This is a genomic window from Nonomuraea sp. B1E8, from assembly GCF_039871515.1.
GTDB lineage: Bacteria > Actinomycetota > Actinomycetes > Streptosporangiales > Streptosporangiaceae > Nonomuraea.
Window position 1 is genome coordinate 24,615 of record NZ_JBDPLS010000006.1, and the last position, 21,384, is coordinate 45,998.

Here is a 21,384-nt window from a genome sequence, read left to right on the forward strand (position 1 = left end):
GGCAACCGAATTTCCCCTGTCGTCTGGGTTCGGTTGGTCGATCATGTCGAACGAGGTGATCACACCTCGCCCGCGGGCGCGACCGCCTTGGCGGAGTGTTGTGACTCCAGCGACTCGACCGTGCCCCGCTCGCCGTCGACCCTGATGCGGTCGCCGTCGCGCAGCCGCATGGTGGCGTTGCCGGTGCCGACCACGGCCGGGATGCCGAGCTCGCGGGCGACGATCGAGGCGTGCGACAGCGGCGCCCCCAGGTCGGTCACCACGGCGGCGGCCCGCGGGAACATGGGCGTCCAGCCGACGTTCGTCAGCGTCGTGACCAGGATCTCGCCCGGCTTGAGCCGCTCGCCCTCCTCGGGACCTGAGAGCACGCGGGCGACGCCCTCGACCACGCCGGGCGCGCCGGGGAAGCCGGTCACGGTGTCGCTCACCGTGACGGAGGCTCCGCGCGCGTCGTGGAGGTCGGACCGGCGGCCGGGGTCGGCGGCCCAGCGCACCGGGTCGAAGTGGCCGACGATCAGCGCCGGGTAGGGCGGCAGCGCGGCGTACCGCTCGTAGGTGTCCCGCCGCACGGGCACCCGCTCCAGCGCCGCCGGGTCGCCGCGCAACAGGGCGAGCAGCTCCTCCAGGTACAGGAAGAACACGTCGTCGCCGCGGCCGGTCAGCTCCCCCGCGCGTACGGCGAAGGCCCGCAGCACCCAGAAGGCCCTGATGTTCTCGGAACGGGTCGCCTCGCGGTCGCGCACCACGGCGCTCCACCGCTGGACCCGGGCGCGCATCCTGGCCTCCTTGCGGGGATAACGCTCGGCGAAGCGCGCCCACGCCTCCTCCCTGGCCCTGGCCTGCCGGGTGAGCAGCGCCTCCGTGTCGTCCCGCAGGTCACCCAGCCCCGCGAGCTGGGCGTCGATCCAGCCGGGGTCCTCGCCGGGGCGGGGAATCGACACCTCGAACTCGTGGGCGCCGCGGTGCCCGTACGTGCGGGCGAACTCGGCTCTGGTGATCTCTCCCCTGGCCAGTCTGGACAACCCCATCACCGGGCCCAGGCTGGCCAGTTCGCCGTCGCTGTTGACCCCGGTCAGCATGGCTTCCGCGTCGAGCTCGCCCATCAGCCGGCGCAGGCGGTCGCGGGTGAAGACCAGGGTCGTGCCGCCCTGGCGGCCGGCCGCCTCCAGCATGCTGCAGGCGGTGACCGTGTGCTCGCGGATCTCCGTGTCCCACAGGGCGGCCAGTTCTGCGGCGGAGCCGGTGGCGGCGATCCTTTCCCGCAGGTCCTCGCAGCGCTGCTGGGAGGTGGCCAGGAACGCGTGCATGCCCTTGAGGTTCGTCCGCACGCGGCGGCGGATGCGCACGGCCATGGGCAGCACGCGCTTGAGGATCTCCCACCGGGAGACCTTCAGCAGCGGCACGTCGAGGCCGGGCGGGACCTTGCCGAAGACCTGCTCGACCGCGCTGAGCCGGCTCTTCATGCCGAGGGCCGTGGCGATGGAGTGGACGACGCTCAGGTTCATGTAGAAGCGGCCGCCGATGTTGCCGACCAGGTCGAAGCCGGGCAGGGTCGAGGCGGACATCGCCTCGGCGATGAACAGCCGCACGAACGACCACGTCAGCGGCGTCATCACGTCGGGGATGGCCTCGCCCAGGTTGCCGCCGGTCCACAGGTAGTCGCCCTTGAGGCTGTCGTTCCACTCCTCGACCTCGGGGGCGATGCCGGTGATCGGGCGGGCCTGCACGATGGCGAACGCGCCGTCGCGCGAGGCCCACTCGACGTCCATCGGCGTGCCGTAGAGCGTCTGGATCCGCGCGCCGATCCCGGCCAGCTCCACGGCCCGCGCGTCGTCGAGCACGGCCGTGCCGCGCAGGTCGCCGGGCACGGGCCGCTCTTCGGTGCCCGTGGTGGTGCGGACGGTCATCACCGTCTTGTCGGCGGTGCGCGACTGGACGACCGCTCCGCCGGACACCACCACCGTGTCGGGGGTGACCTGCCCGCCGACGACCGCCTCGCCCAGCCCCCACGAGGCGTTGATGACGGTCTCGTCGCGGGCGCCGGTGACCGGGTTGGCGGTGAACATGACGCCGGCCGCGTCCGCGTCGACCAGCTTCTGCACCACCACGGCCAGTGCCACGTCGTCGTGGGGGACGCCGTTCTGGTCGCGGTAGGCGATGGCTCGCGGGTTCCACAGCGAGGCCCAGCAGCGCCTGACCGCGTCGAGCAGGGCGTCGCCCCTGATGTTGAGGTAGGTGTCCTGCTGCCCGGCGAACGACATGCCGGGCAGGTCCTCGGCCGTGGCGGAGGACCGGACGGCGACGGGCACGTCGCCGCCGAGCGCCGCGTACGCGTGGCGGATCTCCTCGGCGATCTCGGCGGGCATGTCGTGCTCGGCGAACATGCGGGCGATCGCGGCGGGGTCGGCCGAGGACGCCCTGATGATCTCGTCACGGAAGTCGGCCACGAACGCGCGGTAGGCGTCGGTCGTGACGTGGAACCCGCCGGGGACGGGCAGCCCGGCCCTGGCCAGCCGGGCCAGCGAGGCGCCCTTGCCGCCCGCGGTCGCGAGGTCGGCGGCGGCGTCGTCGAGAGGGATCACGGCCTTCATCGCGCGCTCCCCTCGGTGCTGCCGTTCATCGAGGCCGCCAGCTTCGCCTGCGCGATCTCCGTGACGGCGCCGAGGTAGTCGAGCGTGGCCCGGGCCACGGCGTCCGCGTCGTCGCCGGAGAGCGGGCGGCCGGTGCTCATCGTGCGCTCGATGGTGTCGGCCACGAGGTCGGCGACCTGGTCGTCGGAGGGCCGGGTGACCCCCTGCATGCCTTCGGGCATGAAGAGGAACCCGTAAAGGATCGCGCCGACCACCGTGGCGTGGTCTCCCGGCTCCTCGCGCACGGCGCCGCGCTTGATCAGCTCGGCCAGGTAGGAGTCGAGGGCCGGGAACAGCTCCGGAGCGCTCGTCCCGCGCAGCTTCCGGCGGGTCAGCTTGCCGAGCACCTCGGAGTCGTCGCCCAGCATCGCGTGGAGCAGGGGCCGGCGCAGCAGCTCGCGGGCGAACGCGCCGTAGAGCGCGCTGAGCGTGGCGGGCTCGCCGCGGCGCACGCCGTCCAGCATGAGGACCCGCTCGCGGCGCAGGAGCGCCGTGAACAGCTCGTCGCGGGTCTTCCAGTGCAGGTAGATGGTGCCCTTGGCGACGCCGGCGCGCTTGGCCACGTCGTCGATCGTGGTTTTGTCGTAGCCCCACCGCAGCACCAGCTCGGTTGCGGCGTCGAGGATCCGGTGCGCCCGCTCGCGCTGGCGCGCCGGATCCTGTGGCGGTCGTCCTGGCTTGGCCATGCATCTCACCCCGTTTGTTTGACTAGATGAGATTAAACGGTCATTAAATTATGCGCAAGCTCGTGCCGCGATCAGCCGATCTTCGCGAGCAGCGCCTCCGCCTCGGAGGCGAACGACGCGTCGCCGGTGTCCACCGCCCTGCGCAACATCCGCCTGGCCTGCTCCAGGTCGCCCCGCTCGTACCGGATCTCACCCAGCCGGCAGGCCGCCTCGGCCACCAGGTCCGGCTGCTCGGTCAGGCCCAGGGTCTGCTCGTAGTACCGCAGCGCCCCGTCGCGGTCCCCCAGCCAGTAGCAGAGCTCGCCGAGGTGCGCGGCGGCCAGCCCCGACTCGGAGTCGCCCGCGTCGATGACCCGCTGGTACCAGGTGAGCGCCTCGCCGAAGTCCCGCTCGCGCTTGGCCAGCGCGCCCAGGAACATGGCCGCCAGCGCGCCGTTGTGCCCGTCCCCTTCGTCGACGGCCCTGAGGTACCACTCGCGCGCCCGCGCCTCGTCCTCGTCGTGGTAGGTTTGCCCGATCCCGATCATGGCTCGCACGGCCCGGTCGGCGTCGCCGGCGTAGAGCACCCGGCGGTAGACCTCGCGGCCCTCGTCGACCTCGCCCGCCTCTACCAGCGCCTGGGCGAACAAGGTGAGCGCGGTCGGGTCGCCGCCCTCCGCCGCGTCCCGCAGCGTGCGCAACGACTGCTCGGTGTCGCCCTGGTCGCTCTGCAGCATGCCGAGCAGGCTGGCGAACACGCCTCTCGCGGGACTGTCGGCATCGCCCGCCTGGCGCTCGGTCAGGTCGTAGAGGGCCTCAGAGTCGCCCTCCGGGTCGAGCAGCTCGAGCAGCCTGCCATCGGCCACGAAGCGCACGTCGGGGTCGTCGTGCTCGTGCAACCGCTCGTAGATCGCGCGGGCCTCGTCCGTACGCCCGAGCTCGGCCAGCCGCCCGGCCACCCGCAGGTCGGTGAAGGGCCCGGCTCCGCCCAGCTCGTAGTACCCGCGTACGGCCTCCGGGTCCTCGCAGAGGTCGCCCAGCCCGCGGGCCGCCTCGGCGGCGCTCTCCCCCATGAGCGCGAGCACCTGCACGGCCAGCGCGTGATCGCCCCGCCCGCAGGCCCGGTGGGCGAGGGTTCCGAGGTTGTTCATGGCGGTCCCGGCCAGGTCGGTGCCGGTGCCCGCGGCCACCTCGAACGCCCGCGCGGCGCCGAGATCGTCGCCCTCCTCGTGCAGCCAGACGCCGAGCTGCACGCCGCCCCTGGCCATCGCGTCGGGGTCGCCGGACTCGATGGCCAGCCGTGCCTCGCGGGCCGCCCCTTCCGTGTCGCCCAGCTCGCGCAACGCCCTGGCCAAATCCACCCGCATGCTCGACGTGGTACCGGGAAAACCGACGTCGACGCCCATGCCGTACGCGCGCGCCGCGGCCTCCATGTCGCCCCTGGCCTTGCAGGCGTCGCCCCGCGTCCAGTAGGCCATGGCGACGGTCTCCGGGTCGCCGGTGGCCACGGCCTGCTCGGCCTCCCGCGCCAGGGCGTCGTAATCCTGCTCCTGGAGCAGATGGACGAGCAGGTGGCGGCGGCATTCGAGGTCGCCCGCCGCCGCGCCCTCGGCCAGCGCCACGCGCACGCCGCCGGTGTCGCCGCGCTCGCCCAGCAGGTCGGCCAGGACCAGGGCGGTGGCGGGCAGCGCGGCCCTGGCCGCCTCCACGGCCCCGTCGAGGTCGCCGCGGCGCCGGCGTACGACCGCGATGTTGCGCCAGGCCATCTCGGCCGTCTCCGCCCGCTCGGTGGCCGGCAGGAAGCTCAGCTCGGCCCGGCAGTGGTGGCCCTGGTTCGTCAGCACGACGCCGAGCTCGATCCCGGCCTCCGCCGCGAGCGCGGGCTCGCCCAGCTCGGCGACCAGCTCGAAGAACGGTCCTGCCACGCCGTGGTCCATGTCCCGCGCACTGGACAGAACCTCCCGCAGGGCCTCCTCCCGATCGGCCGGAGCGGCACCGGCCAGCAGGTCGCGGACGCCGGGCAGGTCCTCGGCGTCGAGCGCGAGCAGCAGTCCGGCCATCAGCTCGGAGCCGGTCTGCTCCGTCAGAGCCGCCAGGGCGCCCTGCCGGTCGCCCTCGGCCGCCAGCACCCAGGGCAGCTCCTCGGAGGTGGCCCGGCCGAGGAGGTGGCGGGAGACGGCGGCGGCGTACGCGTCGTCCTCCTGCGCGGCGGCCCGCTCCAGGGCGAAGTGCGCGGACTCACTGTCACCGGCCGCCATGAGGCAGCGGCCGGCCTCCAGCATGGTCCGCGGCTCCGAGGCGGGGTCGATGGCCGCCGCCCGCTCGAACGCCGCCCGCGCGGGCTCCAGGTCGCCGGTCCTGGCCAGCAGGGTGCCGCGCAGCCGTTCCGACTCCCCCGTCACCTCGGGCGGCGCGGCCGTCATGGCCGCGAGCGCGCCCTCGGCGTCGCTGTGGCCGAGCAGGAACCGGGCGAGGTGCAGCGACGCGTCCTCGCCCAGCGCCGCGGCCAGCCGCTCGCCGGCCTCGTCCACGCGGCCGCAGGCCACCAGCGCCTCGCCGAGCCCCAGGGCCACCGGGACCCGCAGGCTCTCGTCCCCCGCCTCCGGCACCCCGGCGAACGCCTCGGCGGCCTCGGCGTGCTCACCGAGCTCCATCAGCGCCCGTCCCGCCGAGCGCAGCGCCACCGCGGTCAGGCGTTCGTCGCCGCCGGTGGCGGCCTGCCGCCACGCGTCGACGGCGCCGCGCCGGTCACCGGCGTCGTCGCGCAGGGCGCCCAGGTAGCAGCCGGCCCGCTGGCGCAGGTCCGGATCCCCCGCCGCGACCAGCAGGGAGAGCACCCGGTCGGCGGCGCCGGCCTGGCGGGTGCGCTGCCAGGCGTGCGCGCACTCCAGCGCGAGCGCGCCGGCCATCCCCTGCGCGTCCCCCTCGGGGAACGCCGCCGCGGCGGCCTCGAAGTCCTGGCCGAGCAGCGCGTGCCCGAACCTGCTGACCTCGTCGGAGCCCAGCGCGAAGGCCGCGCGGGCGGCGTCGAGGTCGTCGAGCCTGACCCTGGTGTACCCCAGCAGCAGCGCGCTGCGCTCCCCCTCCCCCTGGGCGATCAGCCGCTCGTGCAGGCGGCAGGCGGCCAGCAGGTCGCCCTGCTGCTCGTACAGGCCCGCGAGGTCGGCGGCGGCCTCCACGCGCAGGCCCCGGTGCCCGGCCGCCGTCGCCCGCTCGTACGCGGCCCGCGCCAGGAGCGGGTCGTCCTCGGCGACGAGCCCGCCCAGCGCGTACGCCACCCAGGCCGCCAGCGCGGGATGTCCGTCCGTCCAGGCGCGGCGCAGCAGCGCGGCCGCCTCGTCCGGGTCCTGCGGCACGTCCTTGCGGATCAGGGCGGCGTACGACAGCGCCAGCGGATCGCCGGAGCCCGCCGCCCGGTCGAACAGCTCGGCCGCGTCGGAAAGGTCGAACCCGATGGAGACCAGCATCTGGGCGAACACGACGGTCCCGATCGCGGCCACGGCGGGATCGGGGTGGTCCATGGTCGCGCGGTAGCGGGCCAGGCCCTCCTCCCTGCCCAGCCGCTGGTGGTCGAGCATCGCCGCGAGCACGGGGTGGGGCTGGTCGCCCGGCTCGCCCAGCAGGTGCAGCAGGAACGTCGCGCTGAACCCCTGGACCAGGTCGTCGCTCTCAGCCACGTACGTCAGCAGCTCGTCGGCCTGCTCCCGGTCGCCCTCGCCCAGTTCCAGCTCGGCCAGCGCCACCATGGCCCGCAGCGACTGCGCCGGCGCCTGCGAGTCGGCGGCCCTGCGCAGCAGCCGTCTGGCCTCGGCCAGGTCGCCGTCGCGCAGCCGGGCGAGACCGTTGTCGGTGTCTTGGAGCGCCTGCTCCTCGACGGGGTCGGGCAGCGGCTGCTGCATGGCGTCGTGGTCGAGCAGCAGCCCGGCCTTGTACGCGGCGTCGGCGTCGGCGTGCCCGGCCGCGAACTCCGTCAGCTCGATGATCTCGTCGTGGGCGTCAGGGTGCTGTTCGAGCAGGATGCCGAGCAGGGTGACGCTGACCGAGGCCCACTCGCTCTCGCCGGCCTCCAGCACCGCCCGCAGCGCGGCCAGCGCCTCGGGCACCTCGCCTGCCTCGGTGTGCATCTGGGCCAGGCACGCCTGGGCCTCGACGGCGTGCTCGCGCTGCCCGCTGGCGATCACCCTGCGGAAGATGGCCTTGGTCTCGTCCTCGTCGCCGAGCTGCGCGGTCACCTTGGCCAGCTCGATCAGCGACGGCAACCGGATGTCGGGCCTGGGGTCCTCGGCGGCCACCCGGTAGGCGGCCGCGGAGTCGGCGTACTCGCCGAGGTCCACCAGGACGGCTCCGAGCAGCTTGTGCGCCATGGCCAGGTGGTCGGGGTGGCCGACGGCGATGGCGTGCTCGCACACCTCGCGGGCCGCGTCGAACTCCTCCGCCTCGGCGTACAGCTGGTAGAGCCGGAACGCCGACAGCGACACGACCTCGGGGTCGCCGCAGGTCAGCAGCGCCTGGTAGTCGTCCTCGCCGTCGGCCGCCTCGTACAGGTCGTGGGCCGAGGCGGGATCCTGCTCGAACTCCGGCAGTTCGAGCCGCGCGGCCAGCTCGGCCACGGCGGGGCTGTCACACCGGCGGGCACGTTCGAGCGCCTCCTGGGCGCCCTGCGCGTCGCCCAGCTGGGTGCACACCAGGACCATGGCCGTCTCGGCGAGCGCGGCCACCTCGAAGTCGGCGCCGTCGGAGGCGATCGTCAGCACCCGGTGGGCCGCCGGCCACTCCTTGGCGTTGACCAGCATCATGCCCATGGCCATGGCCGAGCGCTGCCCGAACACCGGATCCCCCGACTGGATCACCGAGCGGTGCGCCGCCTCGGCGCCGTCCAGGTCTCCCTGCTCCTGCAGCACCCCCGCCAGCAGGTGGGACGCCTCCGGATCACCCGTGGCCGCGATCTGCCTGAACAGCGCGGCGGCCTCGTCGAGATCTCCCGCCTCCCAGTGCTTCATGGCCGCGTCGAGCTGTTCTGACGCCATCATCTCTCCAAGGTCATCCAATAATGGGAAAAAGCTACACATACGCCACGCTTGGCCACAGCCATTCCGGGATCTCGGAGTCGACGCACCGGGAAGCGGGGCCGCGCCGTAGCGTGGTGTCCATGGGCAAGGCGTTCTGGATCGACCAGGAGTTCGACAGGGACCGTGACGGGCGCTATGCCGTACACGTGCGCAAGAACCTCGACGCGTTCGAGTGGGGTGACATCGCGCCCGTCAGGTTCGCGTGCGCGGCCTGGCGGCTGGCCACGCCGCCGTCGCTCACCCCCGGCTACGTACGGTGGGACCGCCGCGTCCTCGAGGCGACCTGCCACCGCAACACCTGGGACGGCACCCTCTACGCGCGCGTCAAGGTCGTCTCGCCGCTGCCGGAGGAGCTGACCCGGTCGCGGGCCTGGTGGCGCGACCGGGGATGGCTGGGCTGGCAGGAGACCTTCGGCCAGTACGTCGAGCCGACCCAGCAGGATCTCGCCAGGATCCCGTTCCTGCGGGCCACGCTGCTGGTCGAGGCGCCGGTGCCGCTCGACGACCTGCCGCCGGAGCCCGAGGGCCCGCACGACGAGGTCGAGCAGAGCGCCCACCAGGCGGTGGTGGTGCTGGCCCGCGAGCTCAACGCCCTGGTGTCGCCGGTGCTCGACCAGCTGGGCTGACGGGCGGCCGGCCGCTGCGGCATGCCCGGCGTACGGCCGGGTAGCGGGAGGCGCATGAGGTTCCCGTTCGCCGTGCCGGCGCTGGCCGTCCTCGCCGTCGCCGGCTGCTCCGTGGACACCGCGTCCCCCGCGCGGGCCGCGGAGCGTTTCCACGCCGCGATCGCCGGGCGGCAGGAGGCGAGCGCGTGCTCCATGCTCGCCCGCAGGACGGCCGACAAGCTGCCCGGCCCCGGCCAGACGTGCGCCGACGCGCTGCGCGAGATGCGGTTGGGCCCCGGCGGCCGGCCCACCGCGGTCAGCGTGTGGGGTGAGGAGGCCCAGGTGCGCCTGACCGGCGACACGGTCTTCCTGCACCGGTTCAGCGACGGCTGGCGGGTGAGGGCCGCGGGCTGCCGGCCGGTTCCCGACCTTCCCTACGAGTGCGAGGTGGAGGACTGATGCGGGTGATGTTCACGCTCACCACGCTCGTCATCGTCGTGGGGCTGGCGTGGTTCTTCGCGATCGGATGGTCGCGGCTGTGAGGTGGCTCAAGGACAACGCCCTCTCCCTGATGTTCCTCGTCCTGTTCGTGCTGGCGGTGTGCGGGCAGGCCGTGGCGGGGCTGCTCGACTACAACGACCGGCAGATGGCCGCGGGCGCGGAGCCGGTCTCCCTGCCGGACTACGTGGCCTCGTCGTCCTTCGCGGTCGACGTGGCCGAGAACTGGCAGTCGGAGTACCTGCAGTTCTTCCTGTTCATCACGGTGACCGTCTGGTTCGTCCAGCGCGGCTCGCCCGAGTCGAAGGAACCGGGCGAGGAGGGGGCGGAGTCCGACGAGCAGCAGCGGATCGGCCGGTACGCCGAGGCCGGTTCGCCCGCCTGGGCGCGGGCCAGGGGGCTGCGGTTGTGGTTGTTCAGCAATTCGCTGGGGCTGGTGATGGGCGCCGTCTTCCTGCTGTCGTGGCTGGCCCAGTCGGTGGCCGGGCGGGCGGCCTACAACGCCGACCGGCTGACAGACCTGCGCGATCCGGTCTCGTGGAGCGCGTACGTCACCTCGCCGGAGTTCTGGAACCGGAGCCTGCAGAACTGGCAGTCGGAGCTGCTCGCCGTGTTGTCGATGGTGGTGCTCTCGATCTATCTGCGGCAGCGCGGCTCGCCCGAGTCGAAGCCGGTCGGGGCGCCGCACGCCTCGACGGGGGTGGAGGGCTGACCGGTGACCACGGCGACGACGCGGGTGCCGGGGTCGAAGGCGCCCTGCCGGGCCAGGTCGAGGATGCCGTAGAGCATTTTCGCCACGTAGATCCGTTCGACACGATATTTCGCGATGAATCGCTCCAGGACTGGCGTCGACTTGGCATATCCGCCGAAGTGGTAGTCCAGGTTGATCTCCCAGTTCGGCCACGTACGGCCGTACGCCTCCCGCTGCAACCTGGCCACCTCTCCGGCGAGGAACCCCGCCCCCTTCAGCACCGCGAACCCGATCGCCCGCCTCCCCTCGGGCAGCCCCGCCGAGATCCCGGCCAGCGTGCCGCCGGTGCCGACCGGGCAGCAGAGGACGTCGTAGTCCCCGGCGATCTCCCCCGGCAGCTCCGCGCACCCGCGCACGGCCGCGGCGTTGCTCCCGCCCTCCGGCAGGATCACCACGTCGTCGCCCCACCGCTCCCGCAGCCGGGCCCGCACCTCGTCGGTGTGCTTGAGCCGGTAGGAGGCCCGGTCGAGGTAGGTGAGCGTCATGCCGCAGGCGGCGGCGTACGCGAGTGCCGGGTTGAGCGGCCGGTGCTCCTCGCCCCTGATGACGCCGATCGTCTCGATCCCGTGCCGCCGGCCGGCCTCGGCGACGGCCCTGATGTGGTTGGAGTAGGCGCCGCCGAACGTCAGCAGCCGGGAATGCCCCAGGTTGTACTTCAGCTTGCGCGGTTTGTTGTCGTCGTGCGCCAGGAACACCCGGACCTGACCGAGCCCTGGGTCCAGGAGTTCCTCCATGCCGCTAGTCTACGGTCGGGCCTATGTTGAGGAGTGTTCGATAATGCGCGTTGTTGAAGCTTTTCGTGCCGCCTACGGCGCGTCCCCCGAAACCGTCTGGCACGCCCCCGGGCGGGTCAACCTGATCGGCGAGCACACCGACTACAACGACGGCTTCGTCCTGCCCTTCGCGGTGCCGTGGGGCGTCACCGCGGCGATCACCCCGCGGCCCGACGGGATCATCCGCCTGCTGTCCCTCCAGGCCGACGGCGGCCCCATCACCCTGGCGAGCCGCGACGAGTCGACGGGCTGGACCCGCTACGTCGTGGGCGTCCTGGCCATGCTCGGCGACCGCGTCTCCGGCGCGGACATCGCGATCGACGGCGACGTCCCCCAGGGCGCGGGCCTCAGCTCCAGCGCCGCACTCGAGGTGGCCGTCGCCTCCGCGCTCAACGACCTGCACGACCTCGGCCTGACCCTCATGGAGATCGCCCTGCTCGGGCAGAAGGCCGAGAACGACTTCGTCGGCATGCCCTGCGGCATCATGGACCAGGCGGCCTCGGCCCTGAGCGAGGAGGGGCACGCGCTGTTCCTCGACTGCCGCTCCCTCGCCTCCAGGACCATCCCGCTCGACCTGGCCTCCCACGGCCTCGCCATGCTCATCATCGACACCCGCGTGCACCACGAGCACGCGGGCGGCGAATACGCCAAGCGCCGCGCCGAGTGCGAGTCGGCGGCGCGCAAGCTCGGCGTCCCCGCGCTGCGCGACGTCACCGACCTGCCCGCGGCGCTCGAACTCCTCCAGGGCGACGAGCGCAGGCGCACGATGCACGTCGTCACGGAGAACCACCGCGTGGAGGCCCTGGTCGGGCTGCTGCGCGCGGGCGCGGTCACGGAGATCGGCGCGCTGCTGAACGCCTCGCACCTCTCGCTCAGGGATCAGTACGAAGTGTCGTCACCCGAACTGGACGTCGCCGTGGAGGCGGCGGTCAAGGGCGGGGCCAGGGGCGCGCGCATGACGGGCGGGGGCTTCGGCGGCTCGGCCATCGCCCTGGTGCCGGTCGACCGGCTCGACCGCGTCCAGGAGTCGGTGGCCGCCGCGTACGCCGAGCGCGGCTTCCAGGCCCCCCGGTTCCTGCCCGCCACCCCGGCCCGCGGCGCCCACCGCGTCTGAAGGGCCCACTCACCCGCGCGTGCCGTTCCGCCCGCTGGACCTGCCCCTGCGTTCCGCCCGCTGACCTGCCCGTGCCGGGTGGCGGTGGTCAGAGGGCGGGGAAGTCCGGCGGGCGGCGTTCGAGGAAACTGGCGACTCCCTCCGCGAAGTCCGGCCGCTCGAAGGAGGCGAGCATCTCCCGGACGGCCGTTTGCGCGGACTCCTCCAGCGTCGTCTCCCAGTCGTGCCAGACCTGCCGTTTGATCACCGCCATCGACGCGGGCGAGCTGTGCGTCGCCAGTTCGAGCGCGTACGCCCGCGCCTGCGCCACCAGGTGCTCCCCCGGCACCGCCCGGTTGACCAGCCCCAGCTCGTACGCCTCCCGCCCCGTGAACACCCGGCCCGACAGCAGCAGGTCCATGGCCCGCTGCTGCCCGATGAGGCGCGGCAGCACCCAGGAGAGCCCGTACTCGGCGATGAGCCCGCGCCGCGCGAAGGCCGTCGTCCACTTGGCCTCCTCGGCCGTCATGACGACGTCGCAGACGAGCGCGTGCACCATGCCCAGCCCCGCGCACGCCCCGTTGACCGCGGCGATGACCGGCTTGCCGATGGTCGTGGGGAAGGTGTGGGGCCGGGGGTCGGGCCGCTCGTCGTAGGTGCCGGTCCGGAGTGCGTCGAGCGTCTTGAAGTCGGCGCCCGAGCAGAACCCCTTGCCCGCGCCGGTGACGACGACGGCCCGGACCTCGGGGTCCTTCTCCGCCTCCGCCAGCAGGTCGAAGTAGCGCCGCCCCATGGCGTCCGTCCACGCGTTGAGGGTGTCGGGACGGTTGAAGGTCAGCGTGAGCACGCCCTGGTCGACCGTTGAGAGCACGAGTTCCGCCATGACCCCAACCGAACCATGTTCTAGCCCTGGGTGGCAAGGCTATCGGTGGTGGACGAAGGCCGGGGTGAGGACGCGGGTGTCGTAGTAGCGGTGGAAGACGGGGGTGGCGGCGCCCGAGAGCGGTGGCACGATCCACGACCAGTCGGCCGGGCAGGCTCGCCCGGCCCTCTCCTCCTTCGACAGGTGCGTCAGGAAGCGGCGCGACTCCGTGTGGTGGTCGGTCATCGTGACTCCGGCCCGCTCGAACGAGTGCAGCACCGCCACGTTCAGCTCCACCAGGGCGTGGTCGCGCCACAGCGACCGCTCGGTGGAGGTGTCCAGGCCGAGCCGCTCGGCGGTCACCCCGAGCAGGTCGTACCTGTCCTCGTCGGCCAGGTTGCGGGCGCCGATCTCGGTGCCCATGTACCAGCCGTTGAAGGGCGCGCACGGGTAGCAGATGCCGCCGATCTCCAGGCACATATCCGAAATAGCCGGAACGGCGTGCCAGCGCAGGTCGAGGTCCGCGAACCACGGATATTCGGGGTGCGTCAGCGGCACCTCCAGAACGGCGTCCCCGGGCAGGTGGCACAGCAGCGCCTCGCCCAGGCCCGGCTGGACGATCAGCGGGAGCACGTCGAACCGGCCGGAGCCGCCGCGCCACCCCATGCTCTGGGCCAGCTCCGTCAGCCCTACGTTGCGCGGGTCGCCGACGACGCCGCCGGGCGTGCGGTAGCCGGCGTACCGGATGAGCTGGTCGTTGAGCACGCGCGGCCCGCGCATGGCCGGGGTGTCGGGGGGCAGCACGGTGATCGTGGGCCTGATCTTGCCGTTGCCGGTCGCCTCGCGCAGGTGGGCGACGCATTCGAGGGCCACCCCCTCGGCCGTGGCCACCCGCCTGCGGTCGCGTACGCGCAGGGACCGCCAGTAGAGCCGGCCGATGCACCGGTTGTTGTTGCGCCAGGCCACCCGGGCGCCGAACTCGAGTTCCTCGTACGTGTGCGTGTAGGTCCCGGTGCGGGCCACCTCCCTGGTGACGTCCCGCAGCCGTGCGCCGAGTCCGCCCGCGGCGGGGTTCTCGGCGTGGAAGAGCCTGAGGAAACGCTCCGCCTCGCGCAGGTCGGCGGTTCGCGCGAGCACGGCGTTGATGGCCTGCACGGCGGGCGTGTCGAAGGGGCGCAATGACTTGATCCAGATGGGCACGCGGCAACCCGTTCCTCCGTCGTCGGATCGCCCCGCCGATTCCGGGTCGGCGGTTCGTCCTGGTGGCGGCGCCCTCTCCTCGCCCCCGACATGATGTCCCGCGGCTCCGGTCCACCGGACCGGTCGCCCCATCTTTCCGCGACGAGCGGCGCTTTGTCCGGCCAACTTGAAAATACGTGTTGATCCCGCTACAAAGCGTGAAACGGTCTCTATGCGCGGCGAGCGGCTCCTACTAGTGGATCTTGGCTAGTACAGTGTCTTCCCGATTCGGGAGGTGATGAGTGACTCCCCGGGACGAACCGGACGACCCGCGAGGCGTGAGCGCGCCGCCGCTGACGACCGATGTCCGGGGTCGTGCACAGGGCGTTGTCGATCAACGTGCTTTGGGCCTGTACCACGCGCAGGACGTCGTCCGCGGAATCGGCGAGAACGCCCGACAACGAGACCGTGACGCTGCGCCGGCCGTCGGCGGAGACACCGACGGTGCTGATCCAGCCGGAGTCGCCGCCCTCGTGACCCCAGTACGTCCCACCACAGGACAACGGGCGTGAGAAGAGCCCCAGCCCATCGCGGCCCCCGGGCATGAGCTGCTCGAACTCCTTGCCGACCGGGATGGTCTGTTTCATCTGTGCCAGCTGCGCCGGCGGCAGGAGCCGGCCGCCGAGCAAGGCGCGGAAGAACCGGTTGAGATCGGCGGTAGTGGAGACGAGTCCGGCCTCTCCATTGGTGCCCGAACCGACCTGCTCGGTGACGTCTACGAGCGGTTCGCCGGGCTTGAACCTCTGGTAGGTCTTGGCGTGTGGCCGGGGCAGCGTGGGCGAGGTGCCCGGCCAGAAGGTGTGATGGAGGCCGAGCGGCCGGACGATCCGATTCCGTACCTCCTCATGCCAGGGGTTCCCGGTGACCCTTTTGATGATCATGCCGAGCAGGACGTAGCCGGTGTTGGAGTACTTCCACTCCTTACCGGGCTGGAAGTCCGGCCGGTGGCGCATCGCCCGGGCGACGATCTGCTCGGGGGTGTAGGTGTCGTATCGGTTCCGGTAGAAGTCCTTCGCTGAGGTGTAGTCCGGATAATCGTCGTGGATGCCGCTGGTGTGCTGGAGCAATTGGCGGATCGTGATCGTGCGGCCGTCGTTGCCCTTGCCGGCCACCGCTCCGGGCAACCACCGCTCGACCGTGTCATCCAGCGAAAGCTTGCCGTCGCCGGCCAGTTGCAGGATCACGGTGGCCACGAACGTCTTGGTGACGCTGGCGATCCGGAAGTAGCCGTTCCGCGGGACCGGTCGCCGGCCCTTCAGGTCGGCGACACCGCTGATGGCCGTGAGGTTCCGGCCGTCACGGGTGGTCACACGGGCCTGGACGCCCGTCACGCCGAGCGCGGTGATCGCGGCGGCGTCACGTCGAAGCTGGACCTGGTCGTCGTGCCGGCCGGCGGCGCTCGCGCCGGGCACGCTGGTGAAGAGGGTGCCGGCCACGACGGTGGCCAGAGCCAGGTTTCGCCGGATGAATCGGCCGCGCCGCGGTGACAGAATCGGGGATCTGGTCATGGGCAAGACGCTAGGCCTGGCGGGGGGAAGCGGACGATACAGCTCACCAGTGAGAAAGAACGGTAGGTGGCTGTAGTGCCAGGCTCGGCTGCCACGGTCCAGACTGGTGCGGATGAACCACCATGGGACAAGTCGGCTTGCGGCGATGTGGCGCGGTCTGGGCTACCTGCTGGGAAGCCTGTTCTTCGCCGCGGTCGCCCTGTTCGCGCTGCCCGTACTCATACTCCCGATGATGGCTCGTGCCTGGGCGTCCTGGCATCGTCCCCGCGCCGACCGGTTGCTGTTATCTCCGCGTTCTGGCCCCGTCCGTGTCGGTACGTGGCGTGTTCTCGGATGGCTGTTCACGTCCATCGTGACGGGTCTGGCGTTCGGGCTCGTCGTGGTGGTGTGCGCAGGCAACGCGTTGGCCACTGCGGTCACGGTGCCTTTGTGGTGGGCCCTGCCCGTCGGTACCCGCGCGGGTGGCTTCGCCCTCGGTGTTCCACTGACCGGGTGGGGCACGGCGTTGACCCTGGGAACCGTACAGATCGTCATCTTCGCCGCCCTGACCTACTGGCTGGTTCCCTTGCTGGCGCGGCTGCACGCCCGGATCTGTGTTGCGTTGCTGACCCCCTCGGCTGCGGAGCGGCTGACGCAGCGTGTGGAGACGCTGACCGAGACGCGGGCCGGCGCCATGGACGCGCATGGCGCGGAACTCCGCCGGATCGAACGTGACCTGCACGACGGCACCCAGGCTCGGCTGGTGGCCATCGCCATGCGGCTGGGCGCGGCCCGTGAGTCGCTGAGCGAGGACCCCCAGACGGCGGCCAGCCTCCTACAGGCAGCGCATGAGGGTACCGAAGAGGCTATGGCGGAGCTTCGAGGCGTGATCCGCACGATTTACCCACCGATCCTCGCCGATCGCGGCCTCGCCGGGGCGCTGACCGCCCTGGGGACCCGATCGGCGATCAACACCACCCTCGACATCGGCGACCTCGGCACGATCCCCGCCGCGGTCGAGGCCGTGGCCTACTTCACGATCGCCGAGTCGCTCACCAACGCTGCAAAGCACAGCCAGGCCACCCGGACCACCGTCCGTGTCGCACGCGTCGGTGACCAGCTGACCATCGAGGTCACCGACGACGGGATCGGCGGCGCCGACGAGACGCTGGGCACCGGCATCGCCGGAATCCGCCACCGCGTCCTGGCACTCGACGGCACCGTCCACGTACACAGCCCTGTCGGCGGCCCGACCACGATCACCGTGAACCTGCCATGCGGGTCGTGATCGCCGAGGACAACGTCCTGCTGTCCAGCGGGCTGGAACTCTTGTTGACCGCCAAGAACTTCGACGTCGCCGCGATCACTCAGGACGCCCCCGGCTTCATCGCCGCCGTCACCGAACACCGGCCCGACGTCACCATCGTCGACGTACGGCTACCGCCGACCTTCCGCGACGAGGGTATCCACGCCGCCCTCCACGCTCGCCGCCGGTATCCCGGCCTGCCGGTGCTTGTCCTCTCCCAGTACGTCGAGCAGCAGTACGCCGGCGAGCTGATCTCCGACGGAAGCGGCGGCGTCGGCTACCTCCTCAAGGACCGGGTGAGCCGGGTGAGCGAGTTCGTCGACGCCCTGCGGCGTGTTGCCGCCGGCGGCACCGTCATGGACCCCGAGGTGATCGCGCAACTCCTCACCCGTCACGCGCACGATCCGATCGCCGGCCTCACACCACGCGAACGCCAGGTGCTCGCCCTGATGGCCGAGGGGAAGGACAATGCCACAATCGCGGCCCGCCTCGTCATCACCGAGAACGCCGTGCACAAGCACATCGGCAACATCTTCGCCAAGCTCGGCCTCTCACCGGACGACAGCGGCCACCGCCGCGTCCTCGCCGTCCTCACCTACCTCAGCAGCCAGTGAGAGGAAGCTCGCGGTGACCGATCCGGCCCAGGTTCGGCCCGCTTCCTGGCTGGGGTCGAAGGGTCATGCTCGACCTCGAGCTCAGCCGTCAGGCAGGCTACTCCGATGCCGGTGCTCCGCGTCCATACGCTCCCTCCTGGAGGTGGGAGCCCCCCGGGTCCCTCCGCCACTGGGTTCTGAGACGCCTCCGCATGCGACGGAAACCCGGTAGTACCGACCGCTTGACCGGCCGCCCAAGAGGAGGACACCATGACCAATGCCTTCACCGCCGTAGGGCGCCGGGCAACGACACACAACGGGTCCACTGGTACCGAAAGAGATCATCGCGCTCGGCTACCGCGGCAGCTACGGCGCGCTCAGCGCCTACTTACGCCCCCTGCGCGCGGATCGACGGCACCCTGATCCGCACCGAACGCCGCAGCGGGAAAGACAACCGCACGCACTGCTCGGGCAAGCATAAAACCCACGGCCTGCTCTTCCTGGCCCTCACCGACACCGCCGGGAATCTGCTGTGGATCTCCGCCGCCCAGCTGGGCGCGCCGCCGAGATCACCACCGCCCAGAAACAGGCCAACCAGCTCATCAACAGAGAACGCGCCCCCGTCGAACACGCCTTCGCCGACCCGAAGAACTGGCGCATCCTCACCAAGCTGCGCATGGACGCCGCTCACGCCACCATGCTGCTGCGCGCCCTGCTGGTGCTGCCCCACAGCGAAATCACCCGGTGACAGACGATCACCCACCATGATCAGTAGCGGCGACCTGCCTGAACACCGCCAAACGAACTCAGGCAAGGGGCGTGAGCGTTGTACACAGTCGTCCGGAGTGACCCTGCATATTGGCCCATGGACAGACCTGTCATGGCGTCAGGTCAGGCGCTGGTGGGCCGTCGAGCAGCAGTTCGACCTGCTCGCGAAGCAGCGGGGCCTCCGCGCCGGCGTCGAAGTCGCCGCCCGCCACCCGGGAGGCGAAGCCGTCGATCAGCAGCATGATCCAGACGGTGATGCGGTCGGGCGTCATGTCGGCTCGGATCTGACGTTGGCGCTGGGCAGCCGTCACGACGTCGCGCACCCGGCTCCGGGTGGTGCCTTCGTCGGCCTGCAAGGCGGCCCTGATGTCCGCGTTCGAGGTGAGTCCGCCGACCATCGTGATGAAGCTGGCCGCCCGTGGGTCGGTGAGGTCAGCGACGGCGTGATCGACGTAACCGAGGAGGACCTCCCTCGGAGGGGTGGCCTGGTCTTGGGAAGCGAAGAAGTCACGGGTCTCCTCGGCGCTGAGCTCCAGGATCGCGACCAGGAGTGCATTTTTCGTGGGGAAGTGGTGGAAAAACGTGCCTGAGCCGACCCCGGCGATCCGGCAGATCTGCGCGGTGGTGGCGCCGGCGTAGCCGTGCCGGGCGAAAGCGGTCAGCCCGGCGTCGATGATCTGGAGCCGGCGGGCCCGGCGGAGCGTGGGATCGATGGGGCGAGGCATAGCCACTATCCTAGTTAATGGAGTAGCTACTCTACTAACTCTGCTACCGTGGCGGGCATGCAACCTTTACGTGTTCGGGTCGTCTCGGTACTCGGCATTGCGCTCGGGGCGCCTGTGACGGCGGAGTTCTTGCAGGCATATCTATCCTCGACCGGCGACGCGCTCGCCATCCTGGGCGGGTTGCTGTTCTTCGCACCCCTGTATGGTGGTGCGGCGCTGCTGATCAGAGAAGTCGCGGTCCGGACCAGACGTGGCTGGACCGGAATCCTGCTGCTGGCCGCGGCGTTCGGGGTGGCGATGCCCGGGGTGATCGATCTTGCCCTGTTCGGCACGCAGCGAGCCGACATCCCGTACTGGGCCGCGCTGCGCGAACCAACACTGATCGAGCCGCTGCAGATCAGCGCGTTCGCAACGCTGAGCTGGGTCATCGGCCACGTCATGATGAGCGTCGGCGCACCTCTGGCGGTGCATCAGGCGCTGGCATCGTCGACGCGGGGCCGTCCCATCCTCGGCAGGTGGGGCATCGGAATCCTGATCGTGCTGTGGGCGATCATTGCGCTGCTCGTCCACACCGACGGACGCCAGACCTACGGCTACGTCCCGTCCGGCTGGCAGGTGGCAGGAGTGCTGCTCGTTGTAGCCGGATTGGTGGCGCTGGCGATGTCACGAGTGGGTCGGCCGGTTGCGAGCCGCCCGGACGGAGGCCCGGTGCCGGTAGCAGCGATCCTGGCCGCGGGCGCCGTGGCGAAGGTGAGCTTCGACCTACTCCCACCTACGTGGACAGGCTTCGCCGTCGGAACGGCTCTGCTGCTCTGTGTCGGCGTCCTACTGCGCTGGCTTTCTGCGCGCTGTCGCTGGCATTCCCGTGAGATCGGCTTGCTCGGTGCGGCCGTCATCGTCGGTGGAGCCGTGATCGGATTCGCCAGCCCGGTGCCGGACGGTGTGCCGGTCCTGGCGAAGTTTGCGCAGAATGCCGTTATGCTCCTGCTCGCCTTCGCTCTGGCCGCAGCCGTCTACCGACGTTCGGCAAGACAAGCGCCGTTGACCAGCCAACAACCGGGCGATGTTTGAATCGCGCCAATGCTGATCCGAAAATCGGGTGGTCAATTGCCCCCACAACAGGTTCTCGGGAGAGGCGGCGTGCGCGTAGCCAATCATGGTGCGGTCGCCCATCCTAAGTTGGCGAGCGATGGCTCGCAGGCTGTGCCCGGCAGCCTTCAGCTCCTGGATTCGAGCGTGTTTGGCGCGGGTTCGCTCGGCGAACCGCGTCGAGCCCTGGCGGGCGGTGGTTTGCGCTGCTGATGCTCGTTCGAGTTGCTCGGGCCCATCGTCTGGAGGGTCTGATGAGCAGGGGCGATGATGGGTGACCGACCGTTCCACGGCCTGGACCAGGTTGTGCCACAGGTGCCAGCGATCAGCACACTGGGTGGCCTGCGGCGCGCCTTTGACGGCGCCCTCGGCATAGGTGCTGGCTCGGTCCCGGCAGATCACTTCCACGTCGGAGTGAGGTCGTAGCCGGTCGGCCAGGGTATCGGCCTGGCGATCGGGCAGCAGGTCGATGGGCCGGCGGGTGGTCATGTCGATCAGGACGGTGCCGTAGCTGCTGCCGCGACGCAGGGCGAAGTCGTCCACGCCCACCGCGGTGAGCCGGCCGATCTCGGGATCCGGGAGGGCATGGATCAGCCGGATCACGCGCGAGGCCATGGACACCCTCCACGGGAGGGCGACCAGCCTCCAGGAACGGCTCAGGCCCCCGGTCCTTGATCAAGGAGGGGGCCTGAGCCGATGTGAAGCTCCCGCGATTGGACTCGAACCAATAACCTGCCGGTTAACAGCCGGCTGCTCTGCCGTTGAGCTACGCGGGATCGGGCTTCTGCCCACGTCATCAAGGCTTTCGGGCCCCTCCGCCGTGCGCACGACTAGATTAGCGCACTCTGGGAGTGCGTGTCGCATCATAAGCAGGGTAGGCCCGGAGGCAGCGGAGGTGCGAAATGCGTTATCGGATGACATTCGCTGTTGGACTGGCGGTCGGCTACGTGCTGGGCAGCCGGGCAGGACGCGAGCGGTACGAGCAGATCAAGCGGACGGCGCAGCGTGTCGCGGACAACCCCAGGTTCCAGGAGGCGGCCGGGGTGGTCGGCGCGCAGGCGTCGAAGCTCGCCGGGATGGCCAGGACGAGAGTGGGTGACACGCTGCAGCAGCGGATCCCGTTCCTGCATGACGACCACAAGCCCGACACGGGCACCGGCTGGCCGGACGACGGCGTCGAGGGCAGGACCGCGAAGGAGAGCGGCATCCCCTACTGAGCGGCGCGTGGGCG

17 protein-coding genes and 1 tRNA gene are annotated in these 21,384 nt (G+C 71.2%); 9 read left to right on the top strand and 9 right to left on the bottom strand.

The genetic code is table 11. The features are described 5' to 3' along the window. Window positions 1-59 precede the first annotated feature (59 nt). The 3 genes from ABGA98_RS20795 to ABGA98_RS20805 all read right to left on the bottom strand — a co-directional run bounded on the left by ABGA98_RS20795 (window position 60) and on the right by ABGA98_RS20805 (window position 8,325). Window positions 60-2,591: a PEP/pyruvate-binding domain-containing protein gene (locus tag ABGA98_RS20795; protein ID WP_347620012.1), complete on the bottom strand. Its 2,532-nt coding sequence runs from the start codon at window positions 2,589-2,591 to the stop codon at window positions 60-62. Next, window positions 2,588-3,316, bottom strand: a complete 729-nt coding sequence (locus ABGA98_RS20800; protein WP_347620013.1) for a TetR/AcrR family transcriptional regulator — start codon at window positions 3,314-3,316, stop codon at window positions 2,588-2,590. The genes ABGA98_RS20795 and ABGA98_RS20800 overlap by 4 nt, the downstream gene beginning before the upstream one ends. Window positions 3,317-3,387: 71 nt before the next feature. Next, window positions 3,388-8,325, bottom strand: a complete 4,938-nt coding sequence (locus ABGA98_RS20805; protein WP_347620014.1) for a tetratricopeptide repeat protein — start codon at window positions 8,323-8,325, stop codon at window positions 3,388-3,390. A 119-nt stretch (window positions 8,326-8,444) separates the two neighbouring features. Between ABGA98_RS20805 and ABGA98_RS20810 the strand changes: the two genes are divergently transcribed. From ABGA98_RS20810 to ABGA98_RS20820, 3 genes are all read left to right on the top strand, one after another. Beyond that, on the top strand, window positions 8,445-8,990 hold the full coding sequence (locus tag ABGA98_RS20810; RefSeq protein ID WP_347620015.1) for a hypothetical protein: 546 nt from the start codon (window positions 8,445-8,447) through the stop codon (window positions 8,988-8,990). Between the two features lie 54 nt (window positions 8,991-9,044). After that, entirely contained in the window at window positions 9,045-9,428 is a 384-nt protein-coding gene (locus ABGA98_RS20815; RefSeq protein ID WP_347620016.1) for a hypothetical protein, read from the top strand. A gap of 79 nt (window positions 9,429-9,507) precedes the next feature. Then, window positions 9,508-10,179 (top strand): DUF6766 family protein, encoded by a 672-nt coding sequence (locus ABGA98_RS20820; protein WP_347620017.1) that lies wholly within the window; start codon window positions 9,508-9,510, stop codon window positions 10,177-10,179. Here the strand turns inward: ABGA98_RS20820 and ABGA98_RS20825 are convergent. Continuing rightward, a complete protein-coding gene (locus tag ABGA98_RS20825; RefSeq protein ID WP_347620018.1) occupies window positions 10,104-10,952 on the bottom strand; it encodes a pyridoxal-phosphate dependent enzyme in 849 nt (282 codons plus the stop codon). The two genes, ABGA98_RS20820 and ABGA98_RS20825, sit on opposite strands and share 76 nt — an antisense overlap. Window positions 10,953-10,995: 43 nt before the next feature. Between ABGA98_RS20825 and galK the strand changes: the two genes are divergently transcribed. Further along, on the top strand, window positions 10,996-12,105 hold the full coding sequence (gene galK, locus ABGA98_RS20830) for a galactokinase (protein ID WP_347620019.1): 1,110 nt from the start codon (window positions 10,996-10,998) through the stop codon (window positions 12,103-12,105). 88 nt (window positions 12,106-12,193) lie between these two features. Here the strand turns inward: galK and ABGA98_RS20835 are convergent, their stop codons facing one another. From ABGA98_RS20835 to ABGA98_RS20845, 3 genes are all read right to left on the bottom strand, one after another. Further along, a complete protein-coding gene (locus ABGA98_RS20835) occupies window positions 12,194-12,967 on the bottom strand; it encodes an enoyl-CoA hydratase-related protein (protein WP_347620020.1) in 774 nt (257 codons plus the stop codon). 39 nt (window positions 12,968-13,006) lie between these two features. Then, complete coding sequence (locus ABGA98_RS20840) at window positions 13,007-14,146, bottom strand: nitric oxide synthase oxygenase (protein ID WP_347620021.1); 1,140 nt, start codon at window positions 14,144-14,146, stop codon at window positions 13,007-13,009. A 209-nt stretch (window positions 14,147-14,355) separates the two neighbouring features. After that, window positions 14,356-15,693: a serine hydrolase domain-containing protein gene (locus tag ABGA98_RS20845; protein WP_347620022.1), complete on the bottom strand. Its 1,338-nt coding sequence runs from the start codon at window positions 15,691-15,693 to the stop codon at window positions 14,356-14,358. Between the two features lie 112 nt (window positions 15,694-15,805). On the opposite strand from ABGA98_RS20845, the gene ABGA98_RS20850 reads away from it, so the two are divergent. From ABGA98_RS20850 to ABGA98_RS20860, 3 genes are all read left to right on the top strand, one after another. Continuing rightward, window positions 15,806-16,960, top strand: a complete 1,155-nt coding sequence (locus ABGA98_RS20850; RefSeq protein WP_347620023.1) for a sensor histidine kinase — start codon at window positions 15,806-15,808, stop codon at window positions 16,958-16,960. Further along, window positions 16,948-17,592: a response regulator transcription factor gene (locus ABGA98_RS20855; RefSeq protein WP_347620024.1), complete on the top strand. Its 645-nt coding sequence runs from the start codon at window positions 16,948-16,950 to the stop codon at window positions 17,590-17,592. Before ABGA98_RS20850 ends, ABGA98_RS20855 begins: the two co-directional genes overlap by 13 nt. Before the next feature lie 511 nt (window positions 17,593-18,103). Then, the gene (locus ABGA98_RS20860) at window positions 18,104-18,319 is read left to right on the top strand and encodes a hypothetical protein (protein WP_347620025.1); all 216 of its coding nucleotides are present in this window, start codon (window positions 18,104-18,106) and stop codon (window positions 18,317-18,319) included. 130 nt (window positions 18,320-18,449) lie between these two features. On the opposite strand, the gene ABGA98_RS20865 is transcribed toward ABGA98_RS20860, so the two are convergent. Then, on the bottom strand, window positions 18,450-19,064 hold the full coding sequence (locus tag ABGA98_RS20865) for a TetR/AcrR family transcriptional regulator (protein ID WP_347620026.1): 615 nt from the start codon (window positions 19,062-19,064) through the stop codon (window positions 18,450-18,452). Window positions 19,065-19,121: 57 nt separating this feature from the next. Here ABGA98_RS20865 and ABGA98_RS20870 point away from each other — a divergent pair, with 57 nt between their 5' ends. Further along, window positions 19,122-20,135 (top strand): hypothetical protein, encoded by a 1,014-nt coding sequence (locus tag ABGA98_RS20870; protein WP_347620027.1) that lies wholly within the window; start codon window positions 19,122-19,124, stop codon window positions 20,133-20,135. Window positions 20,136-20,857: 722 nt separating this feature from the next. On the opposite strand, the gene ABGA98_RS20875 is transcribed toward ABGA98_RS20870, so the two are convergent. Beyond that, window positions 20,858-20,929 (bottom strand) — tRNA-Asn (locus ABGA98_RS20875). Between the two features lie 126 nt (window positions 20,930-21,055). On the opposite strand from ABGA98_RS20875, the gene ABGA98_RS20880 reads away from it, so the two are divergent. Then, on the top strand, window positions 21,056-21,370 hold the full coding sequence (locus ABGA98_RS20880) for a YtxH domain-containing protein (protein WP_347620028.1): 315 nt from the start codon (window positions 21,056-21,058) through the stop codon (window positions 21,368-21,370). The last annotated feature ends 14 nt before the right edge of the window (window positions 21,371-21,384 follow it).

Bases quoted from the DNA above. Each gene is read 5' to 3' on its own strand.
- ABGA98_RS20800 (WP_347620013.1), bottom strand. From the start codon at position 3,316: ATGGCCAAGCCAGGACGACCGCCACAGGATCCGGCGCGCCAGCGCGAG.
- ABGA98_RS20865 (WP_347620026.1), bottom strand. From the start codon at position 19,064: ATGCCTCGCCCCATCGATCCCACGCTCCGCCGGGCCCGCCGGCTCCAG.
- ABGA98_RS20805 (WP_347620014.1), bottom strand. From the start codon at position 8,325: ATGATGGCGTCAGAACAGCTCGACGCGGCCATGAAGCACTGGGAGGCG.
- ABGA98_RS20870 (WP_347620027.1), top strand. From the start codon at position 19,122: ATGCAACCTTTACGTGTTCGGGTCGTCTCGGTACTCGGCATTGCGCTC.
- ABGA98_RS20835 (WP_347620020.1), bottom strand. From the start codon at position 12,967: ATGGCGGAACTCGTGCTCTCAACGGTCGACCAGGGCGTGCTCACGCTG.
- ABGA98_RS20815 (WP_347620016.1), top strand. From the start codon at position 9,045: ATGAGGTTCCCGTTCGCCGTGCCGGCGCTGGCCGTCCTCGCCGTCGCC.
- ABGA98_RS20855 (WP_347620024.1), top strand. From the start codon at position 16,948: ATGCGGGTCGTGATCGCCGAGGACAACGTCCTGCTGTCCAGCGGGCTG.
- ABGA98_RS20825 (WP_347620018.1), bottom strand. From the start codon at position 10,952: ATGGAGGAACTCCTGGACCCAGGGCTCGGTCAGGTCCGGGTGTTCCTG.
- ABGA98_RS20880 (WP_347620028.1), top strand. From the start codon at position 21,056: ATGCGTTATCGGATGACATTCGCTGTTGGACTGGCGGTCGGCTACGTG.
- ABGA98_RS20810 (WP_347620015.1), top strand. From the start codon at position 8,445: ATGGGCAAGGCGTTCTGGATCGACCAGGAGTTCGACAGGGACCGTGAC.
- ABGA98_RS20845 (WP_347620022.1), bottom strand. From the start codon at position 15,693: ATGACCAGATCCCCGATTCTGTCACCGCGGCGCGGCCGATTCATCCGG.
- ABGA98_RS20795 (WP_347620012.1), bottom strand. From the start codon at position 2,591: ATGAAGGCCGTGATCCCTCTCGACGACGCCGCCGCCGACCTCGCGACC.
- ABGA98_RS20850 (WP_347620023.1), top strand. From the start codon at position 15,806: ATGAACCACCATGGGACAAGTCGGCTTGCGGCGATGTGGCGCGGTCTG.
- galK (WP_347620019.1), top strand. From the start codon at position 10,996: ATGCGCGTTGTTGAAGCTTTTCGTGCCGCCTACGGCGCGTCCCCCGAA.